Below are 24946 nucleotides of genomic sequence, written 5' to 3' on the forward strand. Positions count from 1 at the left end.
CCGGCCCGGTAAATAGCCAGGCCGGTTTTTATTATTTGATTTTAAAGGAAATTACAGTGAATAAATGGCGTAACCCCGGTGGGTGGTTATGTGCGGTAGCTTTGTCTTTTGTCTGCCTGCTTTCCGGGTGCAGCATTGACAGCGACGACGTGCCGGACCTGATGTCACAAAGACTCGATCTGGTGATGAAGGCTTCCGATAAGGTGAATCCTGACAATCAGAAAAAAGCCGCGCCCATAGAGATACGCGTTTATGAACTGAAAAATGATGCAGCTTTCACGGCGGCGGACTGGTGGTCCCTTCAGGACAATGACAAGGCTGTTCTTGCTGATGATTTACTCCACCGCGACAGCTTTATTCTGCGTCCGGGCGAGGAGAAAAAATTGCGCCGCTCCCTCAATAAGGAAACCACCACGCTGGGGATCCTCGCCGGATACCGCAATCTGGGAAAATCGGTCTGGCGGGCTACATATAAAATTCCTGATCCACCGGAAAAAAGTTGGTACAGCCGCTTTATGCCAAAGAAAAAAGTCGAACTGGATGCTGGCATAGAGCAAAGCGCCATAGTGATTAAAGAACGGGATGAGTAAAATATGAGTTGGAATAACCGGGTGGTCTGGAGTGAAGGACAATTTTTGCTGCCACAGATGTTTCAGCAGCAGGAACGCTATCTGGAACATGTCATTCATTATCGCAGTTTGCCTCTTTCACCTTTTTTCTGGGGCTTCAATGAGTATGGTATTGGTAGTGAGGCGCTGAACATCGGAAAGCTGGTACTAACGAAGGCTTCCGGGGTATTTGCTGACGGTACACCTTTTAATGCGCCGGGGCACACACCACTCCCGCCGCCTCTGACCATCCTTCCTGAGCATCTTAACCAGTTGATTTATCTGGCTGTGCCAATACGCACGCCGAACAGTGAAGAAACCAGTTTCGACAATAACCCTGAATCACTGGCACGTTTTTCGGTACATGAAAGTGAAATCCGTGATGCCAATTCGCTGGGGCGAGGCGCGCAACTACTGCAACTTAGCCACCTGCGCTTGCGACTGTTACCTGAAAAGGCGGTGACAGACGCGTGGATCGGCCTGCCGCTGACGCGCATCACAGCGCTGCACCCCGATGGCCGGGTCGATATTGACAAAGATTTGATCCCGCCGGTAGCGAACTACCAGGCCAGCGCACTGATATGCACCTGGCTATCGTGGATCAACGATCTGATCAAAATGCGCGCAGATTCACTGGCGGAACGACTGACGGGCAGTGATAAACATGGTCATGAAGCGGCGGAAGTGTCGGATTACCTGCTTCTGCAAGTTCTTAATCGTTTCGGCCCCTTACTGATCCATATGTCGAAAACGCCGCTATCGCCTGAAGTACTCTATCGTAACCTCTGCGCACTGGCCGGAGAACTCTCTACCTACGTGCGTCCGCAAACACGCCGTCCGGAAGAATATAAAGAATATAAGCATCTGACACCCTATGCCGGGCTGAAATCAGTGGTGGACGAGGTGCAGTACCTGCTGAATGCCGTGCTTATTCGCGGGGCGCAGCGAATCACCCTGGCTGAGGGTACTTACGGCATTCTCAATGCGGTGGTTCAGCCTTCCGAACTGTCGGGCTTCAGCGCGCTGGTGCTGGCGGTGAAGGCGCAGATGTCTGCCGACGCCCTACTGCAACATTTTTCCGCCCAGACCAAAATTGGTCCGTCCGAACGCTTGCCGGAGCTGATCCGCTCGCACCTGCCGGGCCTGACGTTACAGGTGCTGCCGGTGCCGCCGCGACAGATCCCATTCCAGTCCGGGTATATCTATTACGACATCCGCCGCGATGGCGTGCTGTGGGAACATATCGCCCGCTATGGCGGCATGGCGATGCACACAGCCGGCGAGTTTCCGGGGCTGGAGATGGAACTGTGGGGAGTGCGCGATAAATGACCGACGAGATCCTGACACCGCCTGCGGCGAATACTCTGCCCTTCCAGCCATCAGCCGGGGGAGTAAAACCGCCCGACAGTGATGGTTATGATACGGCAATACAGGACAGCCTTCGCAGGGAAGAGGTCAAGGTGGTGGTCGAAGACTGCCCGGATATGAAGCTCCGGCTGGCTGACATCACCGCTGCCGTGAATCCCCTTTTAGCGGCGGCAAGCCCTCTGTTGTGCGCACTGGCGCAGATGCCCCGCGAACTGGCCCCTGCTTTTGTCGAACATTACCGCGCGCTGCTGGAACGTGAAGTTCGCCGGTATCAGACGCTGTGCGACCAGGCAAATCTGCGCCGCGAACATGTGCTGGCGGTACGCTACTGCCTGTGTACGGCGCTGGACGAAGCCGCCAACAACACCACTTGGGGACGACGCGGTGTCTGGGCCGGAAAAAGCCTGCTGGTCACTTTTCATGGCGAAAGTGAAGGCGGCATCAAGCTATTTCAGATAATTGGGCGTCTGGCCGCCAGCTTCCAGGAGCACAGCGATGTGCTGGAAATCATTTATCACATTCTGGGGCTGGGGTTTGAAGGCCGTTACAGCGTGCGGCCCGACGGGCGTAAGCAACTGGACGATATCCGCCAGCAACTGCTGACTCAACTGGTCCAGCGTCGCGATCCGATCACGCCGACGCTCTCACCGGGATTTACCGGCGCCGTCAGCGGACGGATGCGGCGCATGCGCCGGGTGCCGGTCTGGCTGAGCGCCGGAATAGCCTTGCTGGTGATGCTGACGCTGTTTGCCTTTTACAGTCACCGTATGAACCTCGCCACTGAAACCGTACAGCAGCATATCGACGCCATTGGTAAAAATCTGCCGCCGCCACCGGTTCCGGTGCATAAATTACGGCTGAAAATCCTGCTGGCGAACGAAATTGCCCGTGGCCTGCTGACGGTGGAGGAAGATGACCATCACAGCCGGGTGGTCTTCCGGGGCGACACCATGTTTGTGCCGGGGCAGAAAACGGTGAATGACACGCTGCGCCCGGTGATTGACAAGGCCGCGCGTGAGATTGCGCGTGTGGGCGGCGCGGTGACGGTGACCGGCCACACCGACAGCCAGCCGATCCACTCCGCTGAATTCCCCTCCAACCAGGTGTTGTCGGAAAAACGGGCGACGGAAGTGGCTTCACTGCTGACGTCCGGTGGTGTTCCGGTCAGCCGGATTCGGGTCGTCGGGAAAGGAGATACCGTACCGGTGGCCGATAACAGCACTAAAACCGGACGGGCGCAGAACCGTCGGGTGGAAATTCTGGTGGTGGAGTGAGAAAAATGAATAATCTGGACTGCAATGCATCGAATCATTCACCGGTATGGGGCGTGACCGAATTTCTTTTCTGGAAATTAGCGCCAAAAAAATGGGGCGGTGGTGTACCGTTTGGGCGTTATTTCAAAGATGGCTGGGTAAAACATAACCATCTTCTGATAACGTCGGCTGCCAATACATATAATTTGCCAGCACCTTTACTGGCAGGTGTGTGTTGGATAGAAGTCGGGGGGGATCCCAGTATTGTAGATATGCTGGCATTTGATGCTCGGACTATTGACTGGAGTGGGCCTGAGTGGATTGATGAACATATCACAATAACTTCGAGACCAGAAAAAACATCTTTTGGTGCAGTGAGTATGCAATTGCGAACCGCAGCCAGAACGCTTGGGCTTGATGAGTCAAAAATGGATACCTCTCAATTGCGTGAACTGGCAAATTGCCTCCAGCATGATATTTTTAATATTCAACTTGTGGCCAGACATCTTTATCAATTAGCTGAAAGAGATGAATTTCAGTCCTCCTTACCACACCTGACGAAAGAGCAGATAAGAATTATTGGTGCCCGTTATAACCGGGGTATGTCGCTTACTCTGGAGAAAATAAAGGAAGATACCAGCTATGGCAATTTTATTGTCAACAACTGGTTGCATTTCTCTAATTTACTCATCGCCCATTAGGAGTCTTCGTGAGAAGAATAATTCAGATATCAGGATGGTTGTTATTCATTATGGGTCTGATCATCATCATGCTTTTTTCCGGGAATGAGTATCAATGGATGCAGGATATGGATCCTTCGATGACAACGTTGCCTCAGGGAAATGGGAACAGAGAAATAATCAAAATGTTGATTTATTTTATTTTGATAATTGTTCAGATTGCTCTTTATTTTCTTTCAGTAGCCCGTACTGGAAGGATTTTTTCAGCTTGCGGCATTTTGCTATTACTGATTATCGCATGGAGTTCTGAACAATAATGCAAAAATTTCTCAGTATGCTGTTTTCCCGCCGCGCGCTGGCCGTTGTCGGCGTGGTGATGCTGGCGTTGCTGGTCTGGTTTATCGGGCCGCTGGTGGCGTTTGATACCCTGCATCCGCTGGCATCTGTGGGGAGCCGGGTAGTCACCATCGTTCTGTTACTGATGTTCCTCGCCCTGTGGCTGGTGAACTGGTCGATGAGCATCATTGGCGTGACGGTGCTGTGCCTGGTCATCGGCTTTGTTTCCCCCTTGCTGGCCTTCGGTGACGTTCGCCCGTTTGCGCCGCTGTGGCTGCGTCTGACGCTTATCGGTCTGATCCTGCTGACTTATGCGCTGTATGGCCTGTATCGGCTGTGGCGGGCGCTGCGTCTGGACGAACAACTGCTGCGCCGTTTCCTGCATCCGCGCGGGGAAGACGTACCGGTGGCCGGGGAAATTAAAGCCGACTTACGCACCGTCAGCCATATTGTCACTCGCGCTATTCGGCAACTGAAACAGCTGCGCGTAGACCTGCCGGGCTGGCGTAAAGTACTGGAAGGAAAACGTTTTCTGTACGAACTGCCTTGGTTCATGGTTATCGGTAGCCCCGGCGACGGTAAAACCACAGCACTGCTCAACACCGGATTGCAGTTTCCGCTGGCGGAGCAGATGGAGCAAACCGCGCATATCCTCACCGTGCCGGGCGGCGGAACGCTGCATTGCGACTGGTGGTTTACCAACGAAGCAGTGCTTATTGACACTGCCGGGCGCTATGCCCGCCACGATGACGGTGGCGAAATCAGCGCGACACAGCGCAATGCCGGAGAATGGCAGGGATTTCTTGGCCTGCTGCGCAAACACCGCCCTGGCGCACCGCTCAACGGTGTGATCCTGACGCTGAACGTGGCGGATCTGACCGCGCAGTCCCCGGCGGAACGACTGGCTGCCTGTGCGGCTCTGCGTGCGCGGCTGGCGGAACTGCGAGAGACGCTGGGTATTCGTTTTCCGGTCTATCTGGTCGTCACCAAAATGGATCTGCTGCCGGGCTTTACGGAGTATTTCCACGGGCTGACCAGCCACCTGCGCGCCCAGGTCTGGGGCTTTACTCTGCCATACAGCCGCAGGCGTCACGCCAGCGATCCGCAGTCGCTGCATGCGCTCTGTAGCCAGGAACTGGCAAACCTGACCCTGCGGCTGGATCAGGGGCTGGATACCCGGTTGCAGGAAGAGTACGACCTTAAAAGCCGCCAGCGGCTCTATCGCTTCCCGCGTGAATTTGCCGCGCTGGGTGCGCCGCTGCTGGAAGCCATTGAGCAGATTTTCCTCGACTCAAAATTTGACGCCACCCAGCTTAACAACACCCTGCGCGGCGTATTTTTTACCAGCGCCGCGCAGGCGCAGGCAGACGCCGTGGCTGACCAGTCGGGCATCTGGCAGCGTTTTGTCCGGGCGATCAAAGGGAAGGCTGATTCCCCATCCCATACCCTGCCGGACGGCAACCGCAGCTATTTCCTGCACGATCTACTGACGCAGTTTATCTTCCGCGAAGCGCACCTGGTGGAGCCGAATCTTCAATGGGCCTGGCGTTATCGCCTGCTGCGTACTGGCGGGCATCTGCTGGTACTGGCGCTGGCTTTCTGGTTGTGGCAGGGCATGCAGGGTAGCCAGCAGGGGAACAGCGGTTATCTGAATGAAATCGCCAGCCGGACGACCCAACTGGATGGTGATGTCAAAGCCTATACCGGAAAACCTGCTATGCAGCCTGTTCCGGCCCTGCTGAACCAGGCACGGGCGCTCTCTGCATGGCCGGGACTGGACCCGGACTCGCCGCCGCTGGCCTGGCGTTATGGTCTTTACAGCGTTCCGCCGGTGATGGAGAGCGTCGCATCCCTGTATGACCGCCTGCTGGACCAGTTACTGCTGCCACCGCTGGTGAAACGCATGGAATACGTGCTTTCGGATGCGATTGCGCGTCAGGACAGCAAAGCCGCCTATGACGCCCTGCATGTTTATCTGTTGCTGAACCTCGATAAGGACCACGAGGATAAATACAACGCGGCGGAGATCCACGCCTGGGTGCTGAACGACCTGGACAACCGCGACAGCGTGGCGGAGTTCGGCGGTCGCGCCGCCGTGCTGGAGCATATCGATGCCCTGTTTGACGGCAGCCGCGTGGTGCATTCGCCCTGGGAAAAAGATGAGGGGCTGATCCGCCAGGCGCGAGCCTTCCTTGACGGCCATACCAGCACCGAGCGTATCTACACTCGAGCCCTGGCTTCCATGGAGAGCGAAGCACCGCAGGAGTTTTCGCTGGTTCGCGCTGTGGGCGCGGATGCGGGAACGGTTTTTGTCCGCACGGATGGCGCGCCGCTGGATCGGGGCGTGCCCGGCATCTTCACTCGCGAAGGCTACCGGGAACTGTTCGACAAACGGCTGTCGGAGTTTGTCGCAGCCGCATCAGCGGACGACGCCTGGGTGATGGGCCGGGAAAACACGCAAAAAAAAACGGCGGATATTGTGATGAGCCAGTTGCCGGGGCAGGAACTCCCGGTTACCCGTGAGGTACGCCGCCTGTACCTGGCTGAATATGCCCGCCGCTGGCAGGATTTTCTGGCCAGTATTCACAGCATCAACAGTGCCGGGGAAGACGGCAGTCCCGGGCTGGCGTATGACCTTCAGGTGCTGCGTACGCTGGCCTCGCCGGATTCCCCGCTGATGCGCCTGAGTAAAGCGGTGGTGGAGCAGACCACGCTGGTGCCGCCGCTGGATGCGCAGGCCAGACAAAAGCAGATGGCCCAGCGCACGCAGGACCGGCTCTCCGGCAATGTGGGAAAAGCAGTGCAGACGGCAAAGCTATTGCAGGACATCCACCCGGAAGAGCGGCTAGAGAAATCACTGGTGGATGACCGTTTCGCCGCCTTGCGGGAAGTGGTTTCCGGGCGGACAGACAGCGGGCAGGGCGGCGGCGCGCCGCAGTTAAATTCGCTGCTGACGATGCTCAATGAGTATTACACCCAGCTCACCATCGCTGATAGTGCACTGGCAGCGAGCACATTACCTGGCCGCATTTCTGCGGCGGATAAACTGCAATTGGAGGCGGCAAAACTGCCCGCGCCACTGAAAAATATTCTGCTGGATCTCACGCAGCAGGGAACGCGAAAAATCAACGCTGGCACCGGTGAAGTGCTGAACGCGCAGATGGAAGCGGTGATCGGTGATGAGTGCCGCGACGCCATCGACGGGCGCTACCCCTTCACCGACAGCCCGCAGGAAGTCAGCGCGGACGATTTTAACCATATCTTTGCCAGCGGCGGCGTGCTGGATGCGTTCTGGACGAAGCAACTGGCCCCACTGGCGGACACCGCCAGCAACCCGTGGCGCTACAAACCGACCGAAGGCAACATGACGTTGCTTGGGCCGGACCTGACACCGTTTCAGGAGGCGAAACAGATCCGCAGCGTTTTTTTTAATGGGGAAGGCGGGAAAAAGTTTTCCTGGGCGATGCAGGTGCGGGTGGTGGATATGGACCCTGCCATCACCGAACTGGTGATTGACATTGACGGCCAGGTGCTTCGCTACGCTCACGGCCCGGTCAGGCCGCTGAAAGTGAACTGGCCGGGGCCGCGCAACGGCTCAATGGCGGAAATCACCGCCAGCCCGCGCATCCGCCAGGACACCTCGACGTTGCTGACTAACGGGCCATGGGCGCTGTTTCACCTGCTGGATGCGGGTAACGCGCAGGAGACGGTGGTACGGGGAACACAGCAGGTGGAGTACAGTTTTGACGGGCGGCGGGTGGTGCTGGAAATCACCGCCGGACGGGATTTTGACCCGGTGAACCGCGGGCTATTGCAACGCTTCGCCTGCCCGGAGCGAGCGCTGTGATGCGCCGGGCAGAGGTATCGGCTCCGGCGATGTTCGGCAGACTGCCGTACCAGCGGGACTACGTGCGCTGGCGGGTGAGCGCGAACGAAGGGCAGGTGTGGCAGGCGTGGCTAAACCAGCAGACGTGGCTGGGACAGGGGCGGCATATCGTGGTGCCGGACGGCGCGGATGCCGAGAAGGCCGGAACAAATGACGGCTGGATGCACCTGTCACCACGTGAGAAAACGGCATTACCGGAGCACCACCCATTGCCGTGGAGTTTTGTGCTGTCGCCGGGATTTCTCCCCATTGGCGGGCGCGATGAGTGGCTGACCGGGGTGCTGACCGCCTCGCGTGACAGTACGGGCAGGCCGTGGCCACTGGTGATTTACCAGCGTGTCGGGCGGGAATGGCTGGAAGAGAGCCTGGATGACACACAGGGCTGGCTGTACTGGCTGGCGCAGTTGACGGCAGCTCATGTCTCACCACAGACAGAACGCTGCGGTCGACTGGCGGAGCAGACAGACCAGCTCTGGGCGATGTGGCGGCCGGGGCCGCGCTGGGCGCAGTGGCTACGCGGCTTACGACGTGTACCGCAGCGTAGCCGGGAACTCACCGGCCTGCGGGACGTGCCGGTAGTGGAACTGCCCGGTGTGCGCCACCTGCCGTGGCCGGGCTGGCCGGACAAAATGCTGACGCAGGCGCAGCAGGGGCAGGGCTGGTTCTGGCAGCAGAACAGCGAGGGGCGGTATGTGGATGCGTTGCGGCTGGATATCCGGCCGCATTAAAAATAATCAGACAAGGAGTAGTGAATCATGGGGTCTTATGATAAAGCCTGTAATAACACTGGTGCAGTCAGGTTTGTACAGCAATATCTGAAAGAATGTGAATTAATCGCTAAGCAACTTGATGTGCCTGTGGAAAATATCCTGGGGCTTGCTGCAAAGGAGTCCTTTTACGGGCAGGGTAGAATCGCGACAGAATACAATAACTACTTTTCCATGCATGGTCCGGCACCTTTACAGTCAGGACAGGTTCACCCGCTGGGGAGTAATCAAGTGTGGGTTGCCACTTATACCTCTTTTTCAACTAGCGGAAAGTCCTTTGCAATCCGATTTGGTAATGCGGTCAGAAATAAAAAATCTCCGGAGCAATTTGCGCAGGCATTGATTGATTCTGGTTTTAATTCAGGTAAAAACAGTAATGGCGGCCATACCGGTTATGCTAGTGAGTTAGTGGGGGTGATTAATATGGTTAAGCGGAGAATAACATGTCCTGTAAATTAATATCAGTATTGCTTTTCATGGTTGTGTCCGTGAATTGTTGTGCTGAAATTCTTATCAGGAATGTGCCGCGGTTTGATCTAACGACTGTTAACCAGTCAGGTCTTACTGAAATACAGGCGCAGGCATTATTGGTTTTTTCACTAAAAAATGAAAAATATAATGTGGAATTGTCTGGGTTTTTTCTTGACGGTTCTCTGAAAGATAAAAAAGGTAACCTGTATCATCCTGGGTATTTTAGTTTTGGGGTAGGTTATGATTCTCCTTCCGCCGGAGCGACAGATGTGTGGGGACTATTTTCAGTTAGCCCTGTAACTGGTGATATATGGGAAGAGGATTCATGCAGGAGAATCTCATTTCCCGCGCTGCAAAAAATACAAAAAGGAATAATGAAAAAAACCGGAGCTACGTTTGCCAGTGAAGTGGTTCAGCGCAGGGGGTTGGGTTGTACGGATGAGTAGTACCTGTCATGGAATTGCCTGCCGTGACCGTGCTGGCTAGCAAAAATGTTAACGCAGGCGCAGCAGGGGCTGGGCTGGTTGTGGCAGCAGAACAGCGAGGGGCGGTATGTGGATGCGCTGCGGTTGGAAAAAAAATAATCTACCCACGAATGCTGAGAATAGCTATACAAAAATATGACGATAAACGTGTAGATGGGGAAACAAATATCCCCATGAACTTCAAGTTGATTGCTATCTGTTGACTTCAGGCTACCCTTGGTCCCGTCTGCGTTGGTGGGTAAGCAAGCATCTTCAGGTTTATTGGATATATAGCAATATAAGGAGGTGAACATGGGTGACTCTCATGATGAGGCTATTCAGCAGGCATACGATGCTTATGACGACTTAATGCTGGATAAACGATATATCAGGGACAATGATGCCTGGGGAGATTTAAGAATTGACCGTGAAAATGGTGCAATCTCATTGTTGCTGAGATGGAAATATAATTGGATAAAAAGATGGGATGCAAAAACTGATTGGACAGATATGGAAAAAAAGCCTTTCATGGAAAAGTTATTTTTGTCATTAATCAAACATGGAATAATAAGGTTATTTTATCCGTTTCTGGGAAGTCTGAGTTTGTCAGTAAGTTTAATGGTAAGGATTTATCTTTCACAATAGAAATAATTCAGACTGATCGTCATGGGTATTGGGATGTGGTGGTGTTTAAAATTGATAATGATGATCCAAATAGTTTTCGTCAGAGTTCCATTGTCTGGAATAGTCGATACGTTGAACTTGACTCTAAAGATATAGTTGCAGCAGCTAAATGTCTTGGTTCATCAAAAGTTTGCTCTAAGCAAATGGGGCTGTCTCATGAGCTTGGGCATATTATTGGATATCTTACTGATGAATACTATAGTGATGATGCAGATAAAGCAACTACACCATTCTCCGGGGATGCCAGTGCGTTAATGAATATTGGTATGGAACTGCGCTCTCGTTATATGGGAAATGTCATTGAGCGGTTAAATAGAATGGTTCCGGGTTCTAATTTTTTTGTGAAAAGCGTAAAAAAATGAAACTAATATACGCTGTGATTATTTTTTTGATAGTGGGTGGGGCGAAAAATAGCATGTCTGATATTCCTGGGTATGCTTATCTGAATGCGAGTGGTGTGTATAATGGAGTTGAAGAGAATGTTCTATTAAATAACTATGGTCAGCCAGCGTATGAATTTATAAAGCCTCGTTATAAATTAGTCGGTGAGTATTATATAGAGATTGAAAATGTCTATCGCTCAACGAATCCTGAATTCAGAAATATCCCCATCAAAGAAATGTTTTGGCATTTGCGGGGGGATTTAAATCTGACATGTTTTTTTCATTATAAAGATGGACAGTGGCAGGTTATTTCTTATTTTTTCTGGCAGCCGGGCGCTAAATTCTAATCCGATATTAAAGGAATAAATATCATGAGTTTTGTATCTACGGGTAATAAATCTGGCAGTAACGGTGGGCCAGCTATCTCCACACCACCAATAGCTGGCGAAAGTGGTGGTATAAGCCCTGGTTCAGCCGCAACCGATGTAGCTGATGCAGCCGAGCAGATGGTAGAACAGGCAGGGGCGGACCTGTTTGGTGCGTTGCCGGAACCGTCAGGTCTGGTTAAAGCCGCAGTAGCTGCTGCGCAAGCCGCAGCCGCCGCAGCAGGGATATCGGATATGGCTGGTGCAGTTCAGGATGCGGCGGCGTCGCTTGCTGCCGGTAGTCCGGGGGCGCATAACGTCACAGTAAGTGGTAGTGCGGTGCCGCCGCAGCTGCTTTTGTTTGCAGGCATGAATGGTTCGGAAGGGCTTGGAAACCTGTTTTCCTACACAGTACAGCTTAAAACCCCGGACACCCTGAACCTCGGATATGTCTCCCTCGCCGCCAACCTGCCGCTCAAGCCGATGGTGGGCAAAGATCTGTGCGTCAATATCGAACTGGACGGCGGCGGCAAACGGCATATCAGCGGCCTTGTAACGGCGGCGCGGGTGGCGGGCCATGAGGGCCGTTCGGTAACGTATGAATTACGCATTGAGCCATGGCTGAAGCTGCTGACCCATACCAGCGACTACAAAGCGTTCCAGAACAAAACCGTGGTGGATATTCTCGATGAAGTACTGGATGAATATTCCTTTCCGGTGGAAAAGCGGCTGGTGGAAAATTATCCACCCCGCGCCTGGCAGGTGCAGTACGGCGAAACCAAGGCAGGGTTAAGACGTAAGATGATAAAAGCAGCCATGGACAGAAACTACCTCGCGTCAGTCCTTGCGGGGCGGGCTTTCGTAATCTTGCCCTGCAGTGAAGGACGGTATGTGGATGCGCTGCGGCTGAAGGGGCAATACTCGTAATATATAAAATAATATTTTTCCAGATAATATTTTCGATACAAACAATTAGTATTTAATGAGAGTAAAATGACCAAGCTTAAATATGATGAGAATAGTTTGCTGGCCGAATACTATGAAAAAACAAATATTGATGGCGATATCATTATACATAAGGATGGTAGGAGGACGTATTTATTAAATCAAAATACTGGTTCGATTACGGCTGTGATAAGATGGAAGTATGAGTGGTATAAAGATAATACCGTTACAGATGACTGGACTATATGGGAAAAAGCTATTTTTATGCGAGCGATATATTTATCTGTTCAGCAGACATGGAATGGGAAAATAACTTATTCTGTTTCCGGTGAATCTGAGTTCGCTAAAAAATTTCAGGGTAAAGCTTTGCCTTTTGATGTAAGAATAATTTCTGCATCTCAGAATGAAGACTGGTTGGTTATTGCAACAAAGGTTTTGCCTGGTGCTGATTTAAGAACATATGTTGATTTTAAAAACAGTACGGTTCATGTTGATTCAGCGGACCTGGAAAAAGTAGCGAAATGTATTAACTGTAATAATACGTTGCAAGTAAATATACCTCATGAAGCCGGACATGTACTTGGTTACTTAGATGATGATTATGATTCTTCGTCTCCGTATGTTGGAGATATTAGTGGGTTGATGAATGTGGGAATGGAGCTTCGGGAACGATACCTTAAAAACGCAACTATAACGTTGAATGTCATAATGCCTGAAACTAAATTTACTTTATTGAATGTAACCAAATGAAATTTTTCTGTATTATAGTGATTTTCCTTTCAATAACTTACATAACTACAGTGAATGTTTTCTCGCCTTCTGCAGTTGCTCAATCCACCAAATATTATGAAGAAAATGATATACATGATGGAAGTAATGACATCTTTTTTATGAAGAAATATGGGCCGCCTGCTCATGAGTTCGTGAGGCCACGATATAAATTTGTTGGTGAGTATTATATCGGCTTGAATCAAACTTATCGCATAACAGATCCTGAATTTCAAAATGTTCCTATTAAGGAAATGTTCTGGAATTTGCAGGGGGATTTGAATCTGACATGTTGGTTTCATTATAAAGACGGGCAATGGAGAGTGATTACTTATATTTTTTGGCCACCAGGGGCTAGATTTTAATCCGGTATTAAAGGAGCAAATATCATGAGTTTTGTATCTACGGGTAATAAACCAGTTGGAAACGGTGGACCCGTCATCACCACACCACCAATAGCTGGCGAAAGTGGCAGTATGAGCACAGGTTCAGCCGCAACCGATGTAGCTGATGCCGCCGAGCAGATGGCAGAACAGGCAGTGGCGGACCTGTTTGGTGCGTTGCCGGAACCGTCAGGTCTGGTTAAAGCCGCAGTAGCCGCTGCGCAAGCCGCCGCCGCAGCAGCAGGGATATCGGATATGGCTGGTGCAGTTCAGGATGCGGCGGCGTCGCTTGCAGCCGGTGGTCCGGGGGCGCATAACGTCACAGTAAGTGGTGGTTCGGTGCCGCCGCAGATGCTGCTGTTCGCAGGCATGAATGGTTCGGAAGGGCTTGGGAATCTGTTTTCCTACACAGTACAGCTTAAAACGCCGGACGCCCTGAACCTGGGATACGTTTCCCCCGCGGCCAACCTGCCGCTTCAGCCCATGGTAGGCAAAGACCTGTGCGTCAGTATCGAACTGGACGGTGGCGGAAAACGGTATATCAGCGGGCTGGTGACGGCGGCGAGGGTGGTCGGCCATGAGGGCCGTTCGGTAACGTATGAATTACGCATTGAGCCATGGCTGAAGCTGCTGACCCATACCAGCGACTACAAAGCGTTCCAGAACAAAACCGTGGTGGATATTCTCGATGAAGTACTGGATGAATATTCCTTTCCGGTGGAAAAACGGCTGGTGGAAAATTATCCACCTCGTGCCTGGCAGGTACAGTACGGTGAAACGGATTTTGATTTCATCCAGCGCCTGATGCAGGAGTGGGGAATTTACTGGTGGTTTGAGCACAGCGAGAACAGCCATACGCTGGTGCTGGCGGATGCCATCAATGGTCATAAAGCGTGTCCTGACTCGCCACTGGTGGAGTGGCACCAGGAAGGGCTGAAACTGGATAAGGAATTTATCCACACCATTACGGCCAGTGAGAGGCTGCGTACTGGAAAGTGGGTGATGGACGATTTTGATTTTATGAAGCCTCGTTCGCTGCTTAAAAGTACCGTGGCTAGTCCGCGTAATACCGGTCATGCTGAATATGAGCATTATGAATGGCCTGGTGATTACTTCACTACGGGCGAAGGTGAGATGCTGACGCGCATTCGTATGGAAGCGCAGCGCAGCCCCGGCAGCCGGGCACATGGGGCCGGTCATATCCGTACCCTCATGACCGGGTACACCTTTACATTGATGAATCACCCGACGGCAGAAATTAATCAGGAATACCTGCTGGTACAGACCACGCTGTTTTTACGGGACAACGCGCAGCACAGCGGCCAGGATCAGCATTTTACCTATGTCACCACGTTTGAACTGCATCCCACCCGCGAAGTTTACCGCCCACAACGAACCCTGAGCAAACCCCACACCAAAGGCCCGCAGAGCGCCATCGTCACCGGCCCGGCAGGGCAGGAAATCTGGACGGATAAATATGGCCGGGTGAAGGTGCAGTTTGGCTGGGATCGTTACGGTAATAATGACGAAAACAGCTCCTGCTGGATCCGCGTCAGCTATCCGTGGGCGGGTAAAGGATTCGGCATGATCCAGATCCCGCGCATCGGCCAGGAAGTGCTGGTGGATTTCAAAAACGGCGACCCGGATTTACCGATCATTGTAGGGCGCACCTACAACCAGGACACCATGCCGCCGTGGGGACTGCCGGGCATGGCCTCGCAGAGCGGGATATTCAGCCACTCGCTGTATGGCGGCCCGACCAACGGCAACATGCTGCGCTTCGATGATAAAACGGGCGCGGAAGAAGTGAGGTTTCTTGCGGAGAAAGATCTGAATACCGTCGTGAAAAATAACGAAACACACACGGTAAAGGCAGATCGGACGAAAACCATCATTCATAACGAAACATCCACGGTAAAAATCGACCGCACGGAATTTGTTGATGGTAAGCATACCGAAACCATCAAAGGCAACCGGAATATTACCGTAACGGAAGGCGACCAGTCTCTGACGGTGAAAACGGGTAAACGCGAGGTGACGGTAGAAACGGGAACCTGCACGGAGACGGTAGAAGGGAATATCACCATCACGTCAAAAACCGGGGCGATACACCTTACCGCAGCAACGCAGATAAAGTTGACTGTCGGAAAAAGCACTCTTGTTATGAATTCAGACGGCACTATCACCCTCGATGGACCCACCCATCTGGCGCTAAATCCACAGTAATCCATTTCATTAATTTTCAGGGAAAAATAACAATGCAATATCTCATTAATGAAGGGCATTTCACTCTGCCGGGAAACTGGCAGGACAGCAGTATGAATATTCTGACGCCAGTACTAAGTGCGGTTGCCGGAGCAAATGTAGTTGTCACTCGTGAAATATTGCCGGAAGGCGCGCAGTTTGATGACTATCTGGCGGTGCAGAAAAAGAAATTCCGTACCGAACTGTCGAAAATGGTGTTCACCGTAGAAGAACGCTGTCATGTGCAGGAGCGCCCGGCGGAATACTGGGAATTTAGCTGGGATAACAAGGGGGTGATGATACAGCAGTTGCTGCTGGTAATCCTGAACGAGCGACAAGTACTGACGCTGACCTATTCCTCAACGCAGGCGCTGGCAGAGGAGGATCGTAAAGCGATGCGGGGAGCATTATTGAATTTTTGTTTTGGAATGCCACAGGATAAATAACCCAGCCAGTTCAGCGGGAAGGACGAACAGATGACGGAAAAAAGCGCGCAGGAGAAGTTAGCGGAGCTGGATCAACGGGACAGTAATGCCGAAACAGTGGAGAGTATTGCTACCACAGGACATATTGCCAGTACTGGAATAATGGCTGTCAGTATGGTGGGAGCAACGGCAAAGGTAGGACTGGCAGCCGCAGCAGCAAACACCTGTGCAGCCGGAATAGCCAAAGCTGTTGCAGGATTTGGAGGCCCTTTGATTGCCGGACTGGTTGGCGGGATGCTGGGGGGATGGCTGGGCACCAAAGCAGGTGACTGGTTCATGGATACCTGGGGTAAAGATCACGCAGTTTCCGGCCCAACAGATATACCTGCGTGTGTGGGTCATCACATTGTTCATAACAATTCCTTTCTGGGTGCTATTGGTGGGTTAATCGGTGGACTTATTGTAGGGATTGCAGTGGGAGCTCTGGTTGTCGCTACAGGGGGCGCGGCATTGGGTGTGCTGGCTGCCACCGTTGCTGCCGGGGCCGGGGGATTAGCTGGTGGATTTGTCGGTGGCGCAGCGATGGTAATTGGTTCCCGCTGGGCATCTGAAACCGGACAGATTGTAGAAGGCTCTCCTAATGTTTTTTTTGAAGGAAAAGCGGTAGCTCGCGTCACTGATCCGGTTGAATGTAGTAAGGATCCGGGCAGTCCTCCTCCACAGATAGTGGAAGGGAGCAAAATTATTTCCGTCAACAGCCTGCCGCTGGCGCGTAAGGGCCATAAAATTACCTGCTCGGCAGTTATTCAGGAAGGATGTAAAACCATTACGGCTGATAAGACGACCGGACAGTATGGGCCGATTAATGCCGATATGACGGTGCTGGAGCAATCTGTTGTATCAAGTCTGGAAGTGTTAACAGCTCTATGGGGAGCAAAGCAGTTAAACAGAGCCGCAAATGAGCGTATCAGTCAGGGGTTCAGCGATCCGGTGGATACCGGAACGGGTGAATATCTGGATTACCGAACTGATTTCAACTATCCGCATATTTTACCGCTGACGCTGAAACGTGCTTATACAGGCCGACATCCGGTTAGTGGTTTGCTGGGCAGTCGCTGGTTGTGTAACTGGTCGCAGTTTCTGGAGTTCGATTGCAACGGGAAAAACGTCACCTACTTTGATGCTGAGGGGCTATGTCCGGCCTACTCCACGGAGCAGGCACCATACAGTAGCCGTAACCTGCTTGTCCCGCACTATCGCCTCCTGGGAAACCGTGAGCGGGCTATTATCTTCGACGAATACTCACAATTGGGTTATATCTTTACGCCCATCTCCCCCGGCGCACGCCGCCTGCGGCTAACGGCAATAAAAGACCGCAACCGCAACGAAATTCGCTTCACCTATAACGTCATCGGCCAACTGACAAACGTAACCCACAGCAGCGGCCTGAATCTGCGGGTGATGTGTGGCCCGCAGGGGCAGATATTTCGTGTGATCGACGAGTCAGACGGAAGCGAGCTGGTGCGCTATGACTATATCAGTCACGGCGATGAACAGCGACTGAGCGATGTGCAGACCCGCTTTAATGGCGCGTTGCATTATACCTATACCGAACAGGGCTGGCTGAGTTCCTGGCGCGACAACGGCCCGACGCACTTCCACCTGCGCTATGACGATGAAGGCCGGGTGACTGCCACAGGCACACAGGAAGGCCTGTATAACGACACCTTCCGCTACTTCCCGGAGGAGCGCAGAACCGATTACACCGATGCCACCGGAGCCACCACCACGCTGTGGTTCGATGAGTCCTGGCTGCTGAAAAAACAGCGTGACCCGCTGGGGCGTATCACTGAATGGGAGCGTAACGAATACGACCAGCCGCTGTGTATTCGCCAGCCGGGTGGGCGCATTACTCAGATAAAACGCGATTATGCCGGGCGTATCCTGAGCGAAACGGACGAGAACGGGCGTAAACGTGAATGGCAGTGGGATGAATTTTGTCAGGTTACGGCATACCAGGACCACCGCACCACGGCGGCGTACCACTATAACGCCGAAGGGAATCTTATCCGCCGGGAGGTGAACGGGCAGAACTGGCAGTACCGTCATACCGAAGACGGTCTGCTCAAGGAGATACAGTACCCGGACGGCAGCCACGAACAGTGGAGCTACAGCGCTCACGGTGGCCTGCTTTCCCATACCGATGGTGAAGGCCGCACAACCCATTACACGGAAGACCGCTGGCTGCGGCTGACGGGGCTGGTGGATGCTGAAGGGCGCAGCGTGAACTGGCAGTACCGCCCCGGTGCCGATAACCCGCATGAGAAACTGAGCGCAGTAATCCGGGCCGACGGTGGCGCTGAAACCTTCCGCTATGATGGTGAAGGCAAAATCACTCTCCACACCGGGGCCATGGGCCAGACCACGCGCTACCGCCACGGGGCGTTCGACCTGCTGCGGGAAGTGGAAGACGCGGGCGGGCAGCGGATACTTTGCGACTACGATGGTGCCGCAAGGCTCACGCAGCTTACGCGCAGCGGCAACCAGCAGTGGCGGCTGTACTACGATGCGGCGGGCCAGATGGCCGGGGAGGAGGACTGGTCGGGACGCAGAACCGTCTATATCCGCGATGAACAGGGCAGACTGGCAGAAAAACACCGCCCGGACGGCAGCGTATGGCGCTATGCGCGGGATGAATATGGCCGGGTGGCGACCATCAGCGGCGAGCATCAGAAACTGTGTTATCAGTACGACCGCCATGACCGGATGGTGAGCGCGCAGGTGTATGAGCGCAGCGACGCCGGTGAAGCAGGTTACACGCTCACCAGCGAAGTGACACTGGAGTGGGACGAGCATCACCGTCTGGTGGCTGAAGAACAGGACGGCCAGCGCACGGAGTACCGCTATGATGAGGCAGGGCGGCTGGCGGGCACCACTACGCCGGACGGGGAAACACAGAGAGAATACGACGCTTCGGGTATTCTGACGGGCTACCGCAGCAACGGCCACCGGATGGACTTCGGTCATTCCCCGGCAGGTCTGGAAAAAAACCGGCGTTACCGGCCGGAGGATGAGGAAAGCTGGCTGGCACAGACGCCGCTGAACCATGCGGTATATATGCAGGAGCAGGGATACGACGCCTGCGGGCGTACGGCATGGCAAAAACAGGGCGCAGAGCGGCTGGCAGGCAGCCACCAGAGCGTGGCGTCGTGGCGACCGCTGGGCGAACACCGCTACGCGTGGGATAAATCGGGCCGCCTGACCGGGCATGAAGTGTGGTCGAAAACGCGTACGGAGCGGGAAACGCGTTACCAGTATGACGCCCGCGACCAGATAACCAGCGTACTGCGGCTGGACGCTGACGGCCCGGCGCAGGAAGAGCGCTACCGCTATACGGTAAATGAGCAGATAGCCGAAAGCCGGATAAACGGCATTCTGTCGCAGCACCAGTACAGCCGTGAATGTGTGACACAGGCGGGCGACAGCCGCTACGAATACGACGGCTGCGGCAGGGTGATAAAGCGCACCGAACAAAAACGCGGCTTCCGCCCCCAGGTGTGGCGCTACCGCTGGGATGACTTCGACCGGTTACGCGAGATAAAGACACCGGACGGTGAAGTGTGGCAGTACAGCTACGACGCCTTTGGCAGACGCACAGCAAAACGTAACATCGTCCGGGCAGCGTGGAAACGACACCCTCACGCCATCAGCGAAGTACGTTACCAGTGGCAGGGGATGGCACTTTCCGCCAGTGAGAAACGGTATGCAGACGGCAGTCCGGCACTGCGGGAGCAGTGGCACTACCGTGGCGGGTTCGAACTGCTGGCAAAGGAAAGCCGGGCAGCGAATGACGACATCAGCCATTTTTACCCGATAGTGACCGGCCCGGACGGTGCACCGCAGGAGATGTACAGCGCGAACGGGCGGAAGGTGTGGACGAAACACCGCAGCCTGTGGGGGCTTCCGGCAGCGAACGACTCGCCGGACAGTGAGCGTGAAAGCTGCGATGCGGGGTTCATGGGCCAGTGGCAGGATGAGAAGAGCGGGCTGTGGTATAATTTACACCGCTACTACGACGCCGGGACGGGGCAGTATTTAAGCCAGGATCCGCTGAAACTGGCGGGCGGGCTGAACACGCAGTCATATGTGCATGACCCGGTGGGCTGGTGTGATCCGTGGGGGTTGGTCGGTTGCCCTTTAAGTTTCTATAAAGGGAAAGCCGATGATTTAGGTAAAAATGGCAATGTATCTGAACAATTAAAACCTTTAAAAAGAGGCTCTAAGGAATGGAATGAAGCAGTTAAGGCTATGAAAGAGGCTGTTAGTAATGGTGAGAAGTTTCAGGTAAGGGTGGAGTCAAGCACTGATGCAAAAATATTCTTGAATGAAGCTCAAGGAAATATGAATCGTTATTCAATGAATACCAATTCCGGAAGGGCTGATGGTGCATCTAAATATCCTAAAGGATATGAGCAACATATGCGTTCAGCACAACAAGAAGGGTTTTTAGATCTTTCGCATATAAAATATTATAATAATGGTACTGATGGGCATATATTTTATGATATACCTAACTAATTTGTTAGATAAGGATTGTTATGAAAAATAAATTTTCTTTCGCAGGGTTGGCGGCAGAGAAAAGAGATTTTAATGTTTTAGATAAAGAAAAGATTTTTTTCTCTATGCGTGATGTTATCCGTAGGGGTGTTAATGCTCTCTGGGTGAGTGATTTTTCTGAGTTGGGCCTTTTGATGACTGATGATGAATACTATATAGCAATTAATATTGTCGTAAAAAAAGGGAAGGAATGTTTTTTTCGAGAGAATTTAGTTTCGAGTTTAAAGGGAAGTTTGTTAGATTATTTGAAGGGAGAAATTGATATGGTATCGGGCTGTTCAAGGCCTTTTATCATATCCCCATTGTTTACTGAAAAGCCAAATTATGTGATTTTAATTACAGAGGAGGCAGGTATTATTTATTATAAATAGCATCCTATTTAATCTATAAGGCTACCGCAGCAACAGGGAAAGATCACGGTGTGCCGTAGGCACAAAGATGCAAAACGGGACGTTTTGCATGTAATAAGCATAAGCTTGTGAAGAGATGGTGGCAGGCCCTCCGGGATCTGCTGTCGGAAGTCGGTCCCAAACAACCCCGGCTGCTGTGGTAAAGAGCCATGGTAGTGAGCGCAGGGGGAACGATCAGACGAGATCTGATCCTATGTGAGATACAGTGAGATGAGTAAACCCGAACCTGTGTTGAAACGTCGTTAGTCCTAAGTGACATCAAAACCGGAGGTTTCGTGATACCGCCGGGATTAATTTACGGGTGAATTCCGAATGCTGCGTGAATGGTGTCCGGCGTAAAGCAGGCATGACGCTGTATCAGGCTCTCTGCAGGAACTACGGGAACCGGTCGTCGCAATGTCAAGAGAGAAATACAAATAACCGAAATTATGAGTATGAGAGTATCGATGTGCGAAACCGGGGCAGAGCTGTTCGTAGTAGTGAGGAAGCGTTTGTAATGAACGTGGAGCGAAGGGACAGCGTCGGGCAGTCTGCATCACAGCCCAACTGTAGGCAGGAGGAGGCTGTGTGTGAACAGACAAAACCGTTTCAGGTCAGTAAATTGCATGTGGTGGAAGCGTACCGGCGGATAAAGGCGAATGCCGGAGCTGCCGGAGTGGATAACCAGACGCTGAAAGATTTTGAGCGGGATCTGAAAGGAAATCTGTACAAAATCTGGAACAGGTTATCGTCGGGAAGCTGGATGCCGCCGCCAGTGCGTGCGGTGGAAATTCCGAAGAAGGATGGCAGCAAAAGACTTTTAGGAATACCGACAGTAAGCGATCGAATAGCGCAGATGACGGTGCTGGTAACGTTTGAACCATTAGTGGAGCGTTATTTCCTGAATGATTCATACGGATACCGGCATGGAAAATCAGCGCTGGATGCAATAGCAGTCACCAGAAAACGTTGCTGGCAATACGACTGGTGTCTTGAGTTTGATATTAAAGGGTTATTCGATAATATCCCCCACGATTTATTACTCAGGGCAGTGGATAAACATTGTGTGGATAAATGGGTAAGACTGTATATTCGCCGGTGGCTGACAGCGCCGGTGCAGATGCCGGATGGAACACTAAAGAAAAGAAATAAAGGTACGCCACAGGGTGGAGTCATCAGCCCGGTACTGGCGAATTTATTTCTGCACTATGTGTTTGATAAATGGCTGACGTTACATTATCCGGAAATTCCCTGGTGCCGTTATGCAGATGATGGATTAATTCATTGTGGCAGTAAACAACAGGCAGAGGAATTACTGAATAAGCTGGCAAAACGTTTTCAGGAATGTGGACTGGAATTACATCCGGAGAAAACGAAAATAGTTTACTGCAAAGACAGCGAACGACAGGCGAACCATGAAACAGTGCAGTTTGATTTTCTGGGGTATACGTTCAGAGCGCGAAGAGCACGTAACCACCGGCGGGGAAACCTCTTTACGAGTTTCAGCCCGGCGGCGAGTAACCGTGCGCAGAAAGGCATGATTGGAAAACTCAGGAAACTGTGGATCAGACGCAGGGTGGAGATGAGTCTCGAAGATATTGCGAAGTGGCTGAATCCGATAATATCGGGGTGGCTGAATTATTACGCGAGATACCACAAATCAGCGATGAAGAAAGTATGCAGATATATTAATCTGACGCTGATTGCGTGGGCGAGAAAGAAATATAAAACCCTGCGGTATAGAAAGACGAAGGCGTGTCAGCTAATGGAAAGGCTGTCAAAAGAGAAGCCAGAGTTGTTTGCCCACTGGAAAGCAGGACCAGGAAGCTCGTTTGCCTGACGGGAGCCGTATGAAGCGAGAGTTTCACGTACGGTTCTGCGAGAGGCTGTCGGGGAGGTTCCGGTGGCCTACTCACTTAACGCTGCTTTTTTGTACTAAACAATTCGCATTTTATGTTTAAAAATTGAGATATTCCTTATTACCTGAAGCTGTTTTTTATTGCTTATACATGATCAAATACTCCTTACATAATTAAGGAGAACAAAATGGAACTTAAAAAATTGATGGGACATATTTCTATTATCCCCGATTACAGACAAGCCTGGAAAGTGGAACATAAATTATCGGATATTCTACTGTTGACTATTTGCGCCGTTATTTCGGGTGCAGAAGGTTGGGAAGATATAGAGGATTTCGGGGAAACTCATCTCGATTTTTTGAAGCAATATGGTGATTTTGAAAATGGTATTCCTGTTCACGATACTATTGCCAGAGTTGTATCATGTATCAGTCCTGCAAAATTTCACGAATGCTTTATTAACCGGATGCGTGAATGTCATTCTTCAGATGACAAAGACGTCATCGCGATTGATGGAAAAGCACTTCCACACTCCTATGATAAAAGTGGTCGCAGGAGAGCGGGCTTTCGTAGTCATACCCCAACTCTCCCCGGCCCTAAACACAACCCCCACTCACCACAACCTAAACTCATCCGCATCCCGCCATGCCGGAAACTTTTCTCTATATTCCCTTAACACCGCCATCGACAGCTCCGCATCAATGCACGTTGCCTGATGCGCGTCGGCAGTAGCGATAATCTCGCCCTGTGGATTAATCACCCGGCTGTCACCGCGATAATGGCAGCCGTTGCCATCGCTGCCGACGCGATTGCATCCCGCCACATACGCCTGATTCTCAATCGCGCGGGCTGTCAGCAATGCCTGCCAGTGCAGAGAGCGCGGTGCAGGCCAGTTGGCGACGTAGATGGCGAGGTCATAATTGTTGAGATTGCGCGACCACACTGGAAAACGTAAGTCGTAGCACACCAGCGGCAAAATACGCCAGCCGCGCCATTCCACAATCACTCGCGCATTGCCCGCTTTATAATGCAGATGCTCATCTGCCATTCGGAACAGATGACGCTTATCATAAAAATGTACCGTGCCGCCCGGTTCAACCAGCAAAAAGCGGTTAACCGAACCAGACTCCGTTTGTAATGCAACACTGCCTGCAATCAGCGCATTGCACTGCTGCGCTTTGGCTGTCATCCAGTTCACTACGTCATCTTGTGCTAGCGACGAAGCTGCCGCTTCCATGGCAAAGCCGCTGGTAAACATCTCCGGTAGAACGATCACATCGCGTCCGGTAATACCTTCCAGTTGACGATCAAAATGACGCAGGTTGGCAAGACCATCCATCCACACCAGTGGTTGCTGCAAAAGCGTAATCTTCAAACCAGGCACGGTGTACAACTCCTTTATGCGAAGGGTTTTATAACTTTAACACCTTATCAGGCAGTTGCCTTAGCGCAGAATAAATTGATAACAAATGCTGATATTGGAAATATCTGATTTGCAAATTATCGTGTTATCGCCAGGCTTTAGGAGGTTAATAACATGGGCAGGATAAGCTCGGGAGGAATGATGTTTAAGGCAATAACGACAGTCGCCGCACTGGTCATCGCCACCAGTGTAATGGCGCAGGATGATTTAACCATTAGCAGCCTGGCAAAGGGCGAAACCACCAAAGCTGCATTTAATCAGATGGTACAAGGGCATAAGCTGCCAGCCTGGGTGATGAAAGGCGGGACTTATACCCCCGCACAAACCGTGACATTGGGAGATGAGACGTATCAGGTGATGAGCGCGTGCAAACCGCATGACTGTGGCTCGCAACGTATCGCTGTGATGTGGTCCGAGAAATCTAATCAGATGACGGGGCTGTTCTCGACCATTGATGAGAAAACCTCGCAAGAGAAACTCACCTGGTTGAATGTGAATGATGCGCTTTTGATTGATGGTAAAACGGTGCTATTCGCGGCGTTGACCGGCAGCCTGGAAAATCATCCGGATGGCTTTAATTTTAAATAATTAGCGGATAAAGAAACGGAGCCTTTCGGCTCCGTTATTC

21 protein-coding genes and 4 pseudogenes are annotated in these 24946 nt (G+C 52.1%); 24 read left to right on the top strand and 1 reads right to left on the bottom strand.

The annotated features are described in order from the left end of the window. Positions 1-56 precede the first annotated feature (56 nt). The 23 genes and pseudogenes from tssJ to ATB02_RS00245 all read left to right on the top strand — a co-directional run. Positions 57-590: a type VI secretion system lipoprotein TssJ gene (gene tssJ, locus ATB02_RS00145; RefSeq protein WP_016233836.1), complete on the top strand. Its 534-nt coding sequence runs from the start codon at positions 57-59 to the stop codon at positions 588-590. A 3-nt stretch (positions 591-593) separates the two neighbouring features. Continuing rightward, on the top strand, positions 594-1937 hold the full coding sequence (tssK, locus tag ATB02_RS00150; protein ID WP_105270889.1) for a type VI secretion system baseplate subunit TssK: 1344 nt from the start codon (positions 594-596) through the stop codon (positions 1935-1937). Continuing rightward, entirely contained in the window at positions 1934-3250 is a 1317-nt protein-coding gene (gene tssL / locus ATB02_RS00155) for a type VI secretion system protein TssL, long form (protein WP_105270890.1), read from the top strand. The genes tssK and tssL overlap by 4 nt, the downstream gene beginning before the upstream one ends. Positions 3251-3255: 5 nt before the next feature. Next, the gene (locus tag ATB02_RS00160; protein WP_103253946.1) at positions 3256-3930 is read left to right on the top strand and encodes a hypothetical protein; all 675 of its coding nucleotides are present in this window, start codon (positions 3256-3258) and stop codon (positions 3928-3930) included. Positions 3931-3980: 50 nt separating this feature from the next. After that, the gene (locus ATB02_RS00165) at positions 3981-4226 is read left to right on the top strand and encodes a hypothetical protein (RefSeq protein WP_000522897.1); all 246 of its coding nucleotides are present in this window, start codon (positions 3981-3983) and stop codon (positions 4224-4226) included. Then, entirely contained in the window at positions 4226-8092 is a 3867-nt protein-coding gene (gene tssM / locus ATB02_RS00170; protein ID WP_105270891.1) for a type VI secretion system membrane subunit TssM, read from the top strand. Before ATB02_RS00165 ends, tssM begins: the two co-directional genes overlap by 1 nt. After that, on the top strand, positions 8092-8859 hold the full coding sequence (locus ATB02_RS00175) for a TagF domain-containing protein (RefSeq protein ID WP_105270892.1): 768 nt from the start codon (positions 8092-8094) through the stop codon (positions 8857-8859). The genes tssM and ATB02_RS00175 overlap by 1 nt, the downstream gene beginning before the upstream one ends. 27 nt (positions 8860-8886) lie before the next feature. Beyond that, positions 8887-9357: a glucosaminidase domain-containing protein gene (locus ATB02_RS00180; protein WP_089522471.1), complete on the top strand. Its 471-nt coding sequence runs from the start codon at positions 8887-8889 to the stop codon at positions 9355-9357. Next, positions 9342-9815, top strand: a complete 474-nt coding sequence (locus tag ATB02_RS00185) for a hypothetical protein (RefSeq protein WP_103253942.1) — start codon at positions 9342-9344, stop codon at positions 9813-9815. Before ATB02_RS00180 ends, ATB02_RS00185 begins: the two co-directional genes overlap by 16 nt. A 27-nt stretch (positions 9816-9842) precedes the next feature. Further along, positions 9843-9953: pseudogene (locus tag ATB02_RS26540) on the top strand (TagF domain-containing protein); the annotation flags it as partial. Positions 9954-10145: 192 nt separating this feature from the next. Beyond that, a complete protein-coding gene (locus ATB02_RS26545) occupies positions 10146-10478 on the top strand; it encodes a hypothetical protein (protein WP_241957626.1) in 333 nt (110 codons plus the stop codon). Positions 10479-10519: 41 nt separating this feature from the next. Continuing rightward, positions 10520-10879, top strand: a complete 360-nt coding sequence (locus ATB02_RS26550) for a hypothetical protein (protein WP_241957627.1) — start codon at positions 10520-10522, stop codon at positions 10877-10879. Beyond that, positions 10876-11247 carry a hypothetical protein gene (locus ATB02_RS00200; protein WP_105270893.1) on the top strand — a complete coding sequence of 124 codons (372 nt, stop codon included), beginning with the start codon at positions 10876-10878 and terminating at the stop codon, positions 11245-11247. The genes ATB02_RS26550 and ATB02_RS00200 overlap by 4 nt, the downstream gene beginning before the upstream one ends. A gap of 24 nt (positions 11248-11271) precedes the next feature. Continuing rightward, positions 11272-12045, top strand: a pseudogene (locus ATB02_RS00205) (phage late control D family protein); the annotation flags it as partial. Next, positions 12046-12117: pseudogene (locus ATB02_RS26555) on the top strand (hypothetical protein); the annotation flags it as partial. A gap of 141 nt (positions 12118-12258) precedes the next feature. Further along, positions 12259-12960 carry a hypothetical protein gene (locus ATB02_RS00210; protein WP_198600569.1) on the top strand — a complete coding sequence of 234 codons (702 nt, stop codon included), beginning with the start codon at positions 12259-12261 and terminating at the stop codon, positions 12958-12960. Continuing rightward, entirely contained in the window at positions 12957-13343 is a 387-nt protein-coding gene (locus tag ATB02_RS00215) for a hypothetical protein (protein WP_094030461.1), read from the top strand. The genes ATB02_RS00210 and ATB02_RS00215 overlap by 4 nt, the downstream gene beginning before the upstream one ends. A 24-nt stretch (positions 13344-13367) precedes the next feature. Continuing rightward, positions 13368-15587 (top strand): type VI secretion system Vgr family protein, encoded by a 2220-nt coding sequence (locus tag ATB02_RS00220; protein WP_105270895.1) that lies wholly within the window; start codon positions 13368-13370, stop codon positions 15585-15587. A gap of 32 nt (positions 15588-15619) precedes the next feature. Beyond that, positions 15620-16051, top strand: coding sequence for a DcrB-related protein (locus ATB02_RS00225; protein WP_103253938.1), 432 nt, complete (start codon positions 15620-15622; stop codon positions 16049-16051). A gap of 30 nt (positions 16052-16081) precedes the next feature. Further along, positions 16082-20608, top strand: a complete 4527-nt coding sequence (locus tag ATB02_RS00230; RefSeq protein ID WP_241957628.1) for an RHS repeat-associated core domain-containing protein — start codon at positions 16082-16084, stop codon at positions 20606-20608. Between the two features lie 20 nt (positions 20609-20628). Continuing rightward, positions 20629-21018: a hypothetical protein gene (locus ATB02_RS00235; protein ID WP_105270896.1), complete on the top strand. Its 390-nt coding sequence runs from the start codon at positions 20629-20631 to the stop codon at positions 21016-21018. 535 nt (positions 21019-21553) lie between these two features. Continuing rightward, on the top strand, positions 21554-22876 hold the full coding sequence (gene ltrA, locus ATB02_RS00240) for a group II intron reverse transcriptase/maturase (protein ID WP_105270897.1): 1323 nt from the start codon (positions 21554-21556) through the stop codon (positions 22874-22876). Positions 22877-23082: 206 nt separating this feature from the next. Beyond that, positions 23083-23457, top strand: a pseudogene (locus ATB02_RS00245) (ISAs1 family transposase); the annotation flags it as partial. A gap of 51 nt (positions 23458-23508) precedes the next feature. On the opposite strand, the gene yafV reads toward ATB02_RS00245, so the two are convergent. Continuing rightward, on the bottom strand, positions 23509-24279 hold the full coding sequence (gene yafV / locus ATB02_RS00250; RefSeq protein ID WP_105270898.1) for a 2-oxoglutaramate amidase: 771 nt from the start codon (positions 24277-24279) through the stop codon (positions 23509-23511). A gap of 180 nt (positions 24280-24459) precedes the next feature. Here yafV and ivy point away from each other — a divergent pair, with 180 nt between their 5' ends. Next, positions 24460-24906 (top strand): Ivy family C-type lysozyme inhibitor, encoded by a 447-nt coding sequence (ivy, locus tag ATB02_RS00255; RefSeq protein ID WP_198600570.1) that lies wholly within the window; start codon positions 24460-24462, stop codon positions 24904-24906. Positions 24907-24946 lie beyond the last annotated feature (40 nt).

The sequence above is a fragment of the Escherichia sp. MOD1-EC5189 genome (assembly GCF_002966045.1).
GTDB classification, from domain to species: domain Bacteria; phylum Pseudomonadota; class Gammaproteobacteria; order Enterobacterales; family Enterobacteriaceae; genus Escherichia; species Escherichia coli_F.